The sequence below is a fragment of the Fusibacter ferrireducens genome (genome assembly GCF_015352425.1).
In the GTDB taxonomy this organism is placed as follows: domain Bacteria; phylum Bacillota; class Clostridia; order Peptostreptococcales; family Acidaminobacteraceae; genus Fusibacter_A; species Fusibacter_A ferrireducens.
Map to the genome: position 1 here is coordinate 129,613 of NZ_JADKNH010000014.1, position 7,040 is coordinate 136,652.

General features: G+C 38.3%; 4 protein-coding genes and 1 pseudogene. 4 read left to right on the forward strand and 1 reads right to left on the reverse strand.

Going from position 1 to position 7,040, the window contains the following annotated elements; genetic code table 11:
* Window positions 1–15: 15 nt before the first annotated feature.
* The 3 genes from clpX to yihA all read left to right on the forward strand — a co-directional run bounded on the left by clpX (window position 16) and on the right by yihA (window position 4,568).
* Window positions 16–1,287 carry an ATP-dependent Clp protease ATP-binding subunit ClpX gene (clpX, locus tag ISU02_RS19660; RefSeq protein WP_194703549.1) on the forward strand — a complete coding sequence of 424 codons (1,272 nt, stop codon included), beginning with the start codon at window positions 16–18 and terminating at the stop codon, window positions 1,285–1,287.
* A gap of 295 nt (window positions 1,288–1,582) precedes the next feature.
* Window positions 1,583–3,928 carry an endopeptidase La gene (lon, locus tag ISU02_RS19665; RefSeq protein WP_194703550.1) on the forward strand — a complete coding sequence of 782 codons (2,346 nt, stop codon included), beginning with the start codon at window positions 1,583–1,585 and terminating at the stop codon, window positions 3,926–3,928.
* Entirely contained in the window at window positions 3,912–4,568 is a 657-nt protein-coding gene (yihA, locus tag ISU02_RS19670) for a ribosome biogenesis GTP-binding protein YihA/YsxC (RefSeq protein WP_194703551.1), read from the forward strand. Before lon ends, yihA begins: the two co-directional genes overlap by 17 nt.
* A 216-nt stretch (window positions 4,569–4,784) precedes the next feature.
* Here yihA and ISU02_RS19675 read toward each other — a convergent pair whose 3' ends face one another.
* A complete protein-coding gene (locus ISU02_RS19675) occupies window positions 4,785–4,943 on the reverse strand; it encodes a hypothetical protein (RefSeq protein WP_194703552.1) in 159 nt (52 codons plus the stop codon).
* Between the two features lie 690 nt (window positions 4,944–5,633).
* On the opposite strand from ISU02_RS19675, the pseudogene ISU02_RS19680 reads away from it, so the two are divergent.
* Window positions 5,634–7,040, forward strand: a pseudogene (locus ISU02_RS19680) (hypothetical protein); the annotation flags it as partial.

The following is a 7,040-nucleotide window of genomic DNA, read 5'->3' on the forward strand; positions in this document are numbered from 1 at the left end:
AGAAAGAGGTAAAGGATGGATAAACCAACTTTAAAATGTTCCTTTTGCGGGAAAAGTCAAGAGCATGTGAAGCGATTGATTGCTGGTCCCAATGTTTATATTTGTGATGAGTGTATAGAACTTTGTAATGAAATTCTTGAAGAAGAATTGTCTGTATTTAAAGATGATATCACTCAAGATTGGGAACTTTCGGAATTGCCGAAGCCAGTAGATATAAAAAAAATATTAGACGATTATGTCATCGGACAAGAACAGGCGAAAAAAACGCTTTCTGTGGCGATGTATAATCACTATAAGCGTATACAATCTGAAGTTGAGGAAGATGATGTGGAACTTCAAAAGAGCAATATCTTATTGCTTGGACCTACGGGTTCGGGCAAGACGTTGCTTGCGCAGACCCTTGCTAAGATATTAGATGTGCCTTTTGCCATAGCTGATGCCACAGCGTTGACAGAAGCAGGGTATGTGGGTGAAGATGTTGAAAATATTATCTTGAAGTTGGTCCAAGCTGCGGATTATGATATAGAACGTGCTCAAAAGGGCATCATCTACATCGACGAGATTGATAAAATAACCAGAAAATCTGAGAATCCTTCAATCACTAGAGATGTTTCTGGTGAAGGCGTTCAACAGGCGCTTCTCAAGATCATTGAGGGTACTGTTGCCAATGTGCCGCCTCAAGGTGGGCGAAAGCATCCACATCAAGAATTTTTACAAGTAGACACGAGTAACATACTCTTTATTTGTGGTGGTGCATTTGATGGTATGGAAAATATCATCAGTCAAAGAATTGGCGAAAAGGCACTTGGTTTTGGCGCGGCTGTTCAGAGTAAGAAAAACATTTCGCTGGGAGACCTCTTTGCAAAGATTGAGCCCAAAGATTTGCTTAAATTTGGCCTCATTCCTGAATTTATAGGGAGAGTCCCAGTGGTAGTTTCATTACATGAACTGGATGAAGCGGCACTTGTCAAGATATTAAAAGAGCCTAAAAATGCCATTATTAAGCAATATCAAAAGATGCTTAAAATGGATGATGTTGAATTGGAATTTGAAGAGGATGCATTAGTTGAAGTAGCTAAAATGGCGATTAAGAGAAAAGCCGGTGCCAGAGGTCTAAGATCTATTCTTGAGGGCATTATGATGGAAATTATGTATGAGATTCCTTCAAGGGAAGATATCAAGAAATGTATTGTCACCAAGGAAACGATTTGGAATCATCAAATGCCAACACTCGTACTGGTTGACTCAAAACGAGATCTAAAAGCACATCATGAAAGCGTTTCTTAACATTTAAGAGGCAAGCGATGAAGGCTTGCGAACAATAGTTGATTATTCGTTTTCGTTCAATTTAGGCGTTGAAATATTCGTTCTGATCTAATCGGATCGATGAAGATGGCGCTGACGAGATAAAGATTTGACGGATGATGGATAATCGGACAACGACTAATATGATTTTATAACGAGTGGATGCCTATGCGGAAACTCGTTTTTAGCATCCTTTTAGAGATTTAAATGACATGAGTAGGGTATGAACAATCACGAGATAGAGTGATCACAGTTTGAATAGAGTAGAGGTGAGATTATGGAAAACGAAGTAAGAATCGTTAATATGCCGTTGATTCCTCTCAGAGGATTATCAGTTTTTCCATACATGGTATTACATTTTGATGTAGGTAGGAAAAAATCTATTAAAGCACTTGAAGCGGCTATGGCAAAGGATCAAAGAATATTTTTGACCACACAATTCGATATTGATATTGATACGCCAACACCCAAAGATTTTTATCAAGTCGGCACAATTTGTAAAATTAAACAAATGCTTAAGTTGCCAGGGGATGCCATTAGAGTCTTAGTAGAAGGTATTCAAAGAGCTGAAGTGGAAACCATTATAGAGGAAAATCCATATTTTAGAGTGGATCTGAAAACTTACAATGATAGCATTGAAATGGATAAGGAAGCAAGAGCTTTAATGCGCTCATGTGTAAATGCTTTTGAAAAATACATTACGATCAGTAATAGAGTAAGCGCAGATGTTATTCTTTCTGTTTCTGCAATTGAAGAACCAGGAAGACTTGCAGATATTATTGCGGCTCAAATCACGCTTAAAACAGAACAAAAACAAGAGATTATCAATGCAGTTGAGGTCAAAGAGAGACTTGAAAAATTATATATTTTATTATTAACTGAAATTGAAATTCTTCAAGTTGAAAAAGACATCAACGACAAAGTTAAAAATCAAATCAATAAATCGCAAAAAGAGTACTATTTAAGAGAACAAATCAAAGCGATTAGAGATGAGCTCGGCGAAGAAGATGCGCAAGAAGATGAAATTGAAGAAATGCGCAAAAAACTCAAGAAACTTAAATTAGGCAAGAAAATAGATAAAAAAGTGACTAATGAAATAGACCGATATTCACGTTTGTCACCGTCATCTGCGGAAAGTGGCGTTATTAGAACTTACGTCAATTGGATTTTGGACTTGCCTTGGAAAAAAGAAACCAAAGATGAAATCAATTTGAATAAAGCTCAAACGGTACTTGATGAAGACCACTTTGGACTTGAAACTGTAAAAGAGAGAGTGGTAGAGTATCTTGCTGTTAGAGATTTAACTCACAGTATGAAGGGCCCGATTATTTGTTTAGTAGGACCTCCAGGGGTTGGTAAAACCTCTATAGCAAAATCCATCGCGCGATCGCTTAATCGTGAATTCGTTAGAATGTCGCTTGGCGGCGTTCGAGATGAAGCTGAAATTAGAGGCCATAGACGTACTTATATAGGTGCGATTCCAGGTCGGATTATCAATGGCATAAAAGAAGCAGGGACCAAAAATCCAGTCTTCTTATTTGACGAAATTGATAAGCTTTCAAGTGATTTTAGAGGTGATCCAGCATCGGCGCTTTTGGAGGTGTTAGATCCGGAACAAAATAAAGAATTTACAGATCATTATTTAGAGGTGCCTTTCGATCTTTCGAATGTCATGTTCATCACAACAGCCAATACACTTAGCACTATTCCAAGACCACTGCTTGATCGTATGGAAGTGATTCAAGTCTCTGGCTATACGGAAGTTGAAAAACTCAATATTGCGAAGAAATATCTTGTTCCTAAAAAGATGGAAGCGCATGGTCTTGCTAAAACGGCACTTTCTGTATCTGATGATGCATTACTGGATACGATTCGCAAATATACGAGAGAATCCGGTGTCAGAGAATTGGAACGAAAAATTGCGGATATCTGCCGTAAAGCCGCTGTGAGAATCGTCAAAGGCGAAGTTAAAAGTGTTCGAATTACAGATAAAAATTTAGATAAATACCTTGGTAAATCCAAGTATCATTACGATTTAATTGCTGAAAATGATCAAGTGGGTATTGTGACAGGACTCGCTTGGACCAGTGTTGGTGGTGAGACGCTATCTATAGAAGTGAACACCATGAAGGGTAAAGGTAAGCTTCAACTCACAGGACAATTGGGTGATGTGATGAAAGAATCTGCACAAGCGGGGCTTTCTTATATTAGGACCATTGCCTCTGAATACGGTATTGAAGATAAGTTCTATGAAGAACTGGATTTGCATGTTCATATTCCTGAGGGTGCAATCCCTAAAGATGGTCCATCGGCAGGTGTTACTATGGCTACAGCTATGATTTCCGCACTGTCTGGTGTTCCTGTGGATCGCTTTGTGGCGATGACAGGTGAAATCACGCTGAGAGGTCGAGTGCTTCCTATTGGTGGGTTTAAAGAGAAGACTCTAGCAGCCAAACGTGCAGGCATTAAAAAGATTATTTTCCCATATGAAAATGTGAAGGACTTAGAAGATATACCAGAAATTATCAAGAAAGAAATTGAATTCATTCCAGCGAAAACGATGGATGAGGTCCTTGAGCACGCTTTAGTTAAAAAGGAGTCCAAGCATGAAGATCAAAAATAGTGAATTTGTCATCAGTGCGGTGTCAAAATCACAGTATCCAGACGATCAATTACCTGAAATTGCATTTGCTGGACGGTCGAATGTAGGCAAATCTTCACTTATAAATATGTTGCTCAATAGAAGAGGCCTAGCAAAAACCAGTTCCACACCGGGAAAAACTCAACTGGTAAATTTTTATGATATTGATGGGTTGTTCCGGTTTGTAGATTTACCTGGATATGGATTTGCAAAGGTATCCAAAGAGCAAAAAGCGACTTGGGGTAAAATTATTGAGACTTATTTGACCAATAGAGAGACTCTACTGGAGGTAATTCAGCTTGTGGACATTAGGCATAAACCTTCACAAGAGGATAAGCAAATGTACAGCTGGATTAAGGACTTTGGCTTCAGCGGTATCGTCGTTGCCACTAAAGCAGATAAACTCAGTAAAAATCAAATCGCAGCCCAAATAAAGATCATCCGCAAAGAACTCAATATGAATAAAGAAAGCGTCATCATACCGATTTCTTCTTCTGAAAGAACGGGCAAGTACGATGTGTGGGATTTATTCAACGAGGTCTTTGAAGTCAATCAGTGTGGGATTTATGTGGAAAGACAAGTGGGTGATCCACGAAATCAAAACCATGAATCAAAGCAATGAATCAAAACCATGAATCAAAATCATAATTCAAACTATGAGCTTGTAGTTTAATGGCAAACACGCCCTAACATCACATTACTGGCACGCGGTCCTCGCTGGGCTGCGGAGTGCCATTTATGTGATGTTAGGGCGTGGTTTTTAGTATGATAGATGGCTAGAGTTACATAAGCTTTAGCTTAATGAATTAACATCAATTGCTATCAGTTACATGAGGTTTTAAATATCATATTCTATGAGATCAATGCGATAACTATTGTCTATTTTCTTAATCGTGATGGTTTGGAAGTAACTACTGACATGATTTTCGACATATATGGAGTAAATCAAAAGTGTTTTATCTTTGTTTTCATCAATTTGCACAATGCCATCGGTCATGATCTTATAGGGCACCAATTTGATTTTACAAAAAAAGGCATTCTAGATGGTGTTGATAAATGTGTCGGTGCATATTTCAGATAGACTATATTCAGATTGATTGTATGAACGTCATGAGGCCTTGATAAGCGCATTAATTTTGTATTAGCCAGCTTTTCAGCAGTCTTTAGATTTGTCGCCAAGGCATAAATCAACATAAATAGGAGATGAAATAAAGGCTAGACTTTTAATCAGAGCAGAGCGTCGTTTAGGCGTGTTGTCTCCTTCTTATTATAAGTGTGGTCATTTAAATTGTATTATATAGGGCTAAAACGGTTTTGGATGTATTTTGTAGACTGAACAACTATCCATATAATTTATTCTGTTATAGATTAGACTATTGGAACTTAATGATAAATCAGGTACAATTAGATAGAACGTGTTTTATAGTATAACAGTCAGAAAAGCCAAGGTGATCATATAGTATTTTAAGGTATAAGAAGATCGAATATAAAAAATTGATATTTTAATCAAATTTCTCAGATAATAAATACTGTAAAAGCATTGAAATATGAAGTTTTTTTAAGTTAACTAATCATTTTATCTGAGAAAGTTAAGTTATATACTGTAGCAAAGGGGTATAATGAAGTAATATATAATTCTATTTTCAACTTTATTTTAAGTTTTATAAATAATGGTAGGGGGAGTCACATGAATTTAAAGTTTTTTAAGAGGTCATTTATTTTTTTCTTATGTTTTGTTCTATTTGTTGCTTTTTTTAGCGTTAGCAAAATGGTCACATTTGCTCAAACCACTGGTACCGGAGATGGTACATATGATTTTGGAACTTTAGGCGTTGCGGATTCGGGAGGATCAGGCTTTAAGACACAAGGTGATAAATTTGTTGTTAGCAATATTTTCTCATCTGGAGGCGCTACACTCTATTTAACGAATGCTAATAGCGGGAGTATTGTAATTAAGGCCAACGATACTACAATGAAGACCTTCAGTATATCGGATCTTGCAATTGGCATGTATGCTTCAAGTGTAAATGTTACGCAATTTGATATAACATTGAAAGATTATAACGGGAATGTACTGGGAACTCATACGTTTTCAGGTTCACGAAATATGAATACCGATGACTTTAACATCAGTAACTTTGCATTTTCTACAGCGTGGCCAAGTGGGGGGTATGATCTTGTTAATACCATTGAAATCACTTATACACTTTCTTACAGTACATCTAATTTTGAGTTTCGCTCTATTACATTGAGTAATATCAGTGCTTCTCTTCCAGCACCAGCAGGCAGTCATACAGCCGAAGCAAGTGCAAACAGTTTAGCGCCTGTTGTAGGCGTAGATAATGCAATCACTTTAAGGGTAAAAAATACCTTAGGCAATACAGATACAGCTTATAATGGTGCCAAGAATGTGACAATTACAGGCGTAGAAGCAGCACCGAATGGCAGCTATGGCAGTTTCAATGGAACGACTCTTGATGTAAATTCTGCCGGAGCAGGACAGGTGATCCCAGTAACCTTCACAGATGGTGTTGGGACGGCCAATCTGAAATTAAACAAGGCAGATGGACAAACCCTAGGCTTTAGTCTTGAATCAGTGACAACACCTGCAACGAATACACTGACAATCACGCCAACTCATGGGGCAGCAGCCACAATGGCAGTGACACAGGATATTATAGCACCAGCATCAAATGGCAGTAGCTTTGCGCAACAACCCAAGGTTGCAGTAAAGGATGCGTTTGGCAATGCTTGTACAGGGGATAACACAACTGTAGTAACAGCAGCTCGAGAAGATGGCGGCACATGGACGCTGACCGGGACCACAACGGCAACAGCAAGTGCAGGTGTTGCAACCTTCACAGACTTAGGGGCCACCAATGCCGCTTTAGTCAATAATGCACAACTTGGATTCACAGCAACAGGGCTTACAAAGGTAACCAGTATGGCTGTGACCTTACCAGCACCAGCAGGCAGTCATACAGCCGAAGCAAGTGCAAACAGTTTAGCGCCTGTTGTAGGCGTAGATAATGCAATCACTTTAAGGGTAAAAAATACCTTAGGCAATACAGATACAGCTTATAATGGTGCCAAG

What these genes read in the sequence shown, in the direction of transcription:
- lon (WP_194703550.1), top strand. Translation starts at nt 1,583, where the DNA reads ATGGAAAACGAAGTAAGAATCGTTAATATGCCGTTGATTCCTCTCAGA.
- clpX (WP_194703549.1), top strand. Translation starts at nt 16, where the DNA reads ATGGATAAACCAACTTTAAAATGTTCCTTTTGCGGGAAAAGTCAAGAG.
- ISU02_RS19675 (WP_194703552.1), bottom strand. Translation starts at nt 4,943, where the DNA reads ATGACCGATGGCATTGTGCAAATTGATGAAAACAAAGATAAAACACTT.
- yihA (WP_194703551.1), top strand. Translation starts at nt 3,912, where the DNA reads ATGAAGATCAAAAATAGTGAATTTGTCATCAGTGCGGTGTCAAAATCA.